Origin of the sequence: Albidovulum sp. (assembly GCF_049646345.1) — a bacterium.
Taxonomy (GTDB): Bacteria; Pseudomonadota; Alphaproteobacteria; order Rhodobacterales; family Rhodobacteraceae; genus Albidovulum.
In genome coordinates this window covers 1-1,865 of sequence record NZ_JBARVQ010000349.1, presented here as the reverse complement: position 1 = coordinate 1,865, position 1,865 = coordinate 1, and the positions used below count along the sequence as shown (strand labels likewise).

Genomic DNA, 1,865 nt, shown 5'->3' with positions numbered 1-1,865 from the left:
TTGTCGGGGCCCTGCTCCATCAATCCACAGCCGCGAGTTGTCTTGACCCCGAGATCATTGCCGTCGAGCGTTGGGGTGATGACAGGCCGTTCGCGATGCAGGTCTCCGCGTTGCGCGTCGAACTGGTTGAGGAGTTCGACCGGATCGACCCGGCAACTGCCCTGAAACTGGCAAGGACCTACCTGCACTTCGGATTCGGAGCAGAGGCTGCCCACATCATCGACCTTGCGGCCTTGTCGGGGCCCGAGGCGCGCGGCGCGCTTGCCCTCGCGCGATTGATCGATCGTGGCGAGTTGAATGGCGACAACCCTTTTTCAAATCAGCAGAAATGCGACAGCGATGTTGCGCTCTGGGCTGCCTTTGCGGAACCAATCAAGACCGATGAAATCAACAACGAAGCGGTACTCCGAGCATTTGGCCGGCTTCCCCTGTACTTGCGCGAGCATCTCGGGCCAACGTTGAGCAGACGGTTCGGCGATGCCGGTGACAGGCCGACGGCCGAAGCGCTGCTGCGCATGCTGCGCAGGTCCGGTGGCGAGTCCAGCCCCGATCTGGAACTGGCGGAAGCGAAGACAGCCGAGTTGCGCGGCGAAAGTGACAAGGCCATGGAAAAACTGTCGAAAGTCGCCGAAACAGATACAGAACAGGCACCGAAGGCGCTGATAGCCTTGGTCAAGAACCAATATGAACTGCGCGGCTCGATAGCGCCGGATGTTCCGGTACTGGCCGGCGGATTCGCACTCGAGCATCGCCGATCGGAACTTGGCGTGAAGCTCAGGGAAACCCTAGCGCTCTCGCTCGCTCTGACGGATCGGTTCGACGAAGCCTTCGAGGCACTTGGCCCCATCGAAGAGCTGAACGGGCCGGAATCGCGCCTGCAGACCGAATCCCGGCTGCTCTATCTGATCGAGGAACGCGCCGACGATCTGACCTTCCTAAGACTGGCCTTGCATGCCATCACCGGACAGGAATCCGCCTATGCCGAGGACCTTGGCAACAGGCTTGCCCGCCGCATTCTCGACCTCGGATTTGCTGAGACCGCAGTACGGCTGCTCGCCGGTTCGACCGAAGGCGTCGCAACGGAAGATAGGCGCCTGCTGCGGGCCGAAGCCGCGCTGGCGCAGCAATTGCCGCACGAGGCCATGGTCGCGTTGCTTGGGTTGGAAGGCCCGCAAGCCGCTCGCCTGAGAGCCGAAGCCATGTTGCAACGGCAGGACTATCTGGAGGCCGGGCATATGCTTCAGGTCGCGGAAGACCGGAATGGCGCAGCCCGAAGTCTATGGCTTGCCGACAGTTTTCAGCCGGGCGTCGAGCCGGATCCAACCCAATACGAACTTTTGGCCGCAGCAACCGGAGAGTTGGCCAAACCGGACCCGGAACTTGACGGGCTGACACCTCTGGCACGGGCGCGCGCCCTGATCGACAAGTCCACTTCGACGCGAAGCGATATCGAGGACCTGCTGCAGAAAGTGACCGTTTCCGTCGATACCGACTGAGCACCGGGACGCGCCGGCAGCCACATCAAGGGCCCAGATTCTCGGGCGATGCTAACGAATCCTCAATGCGGCGTTCCTAGGATGAACGGGTCCGGAACCCGGTCGGAGAACTGGCAGAATGCCAAGAATGATCCATTTGCGAATTCCCGTCCGCGGGTCCCTGTCGACCGCGGGTGCAGGCTGGTTCGGTGCGATCGCCATTGCGGGCCTGCTCGGATGGGCACCGGACCCTGCGGCAGCACTTCCTGATGCGGGACCGCTGCACGCCATGTGCGACGACGCGGCCACGGTTGCCGCGCGACGCGAAGATGTGCCCCTTGATGTGCTGCGCGCCGTGACCCGCACGGAAACCGGACGGCAGACAAGGTC

The 1,865-nt window shown here is 62.6% G+C and carries 2 pseudogenes; both read left to right on the top strand.

Annotation, left to right across the window (positions count from 1 at the left end):
- Positions 1 to 1,496 (top strand): annotated as a pseudogene (locus WBB85_RS08715) (hypothetical protein); the annotation flags it as partial.
- 118 nt (positions 1,497 to 1,614) lie between these two features.
- Positions 1,615 to 1,865: pseudogene (locus tag WBB85_RS08710) on the top strand (hypothetical protein); the annotation flags it as partial.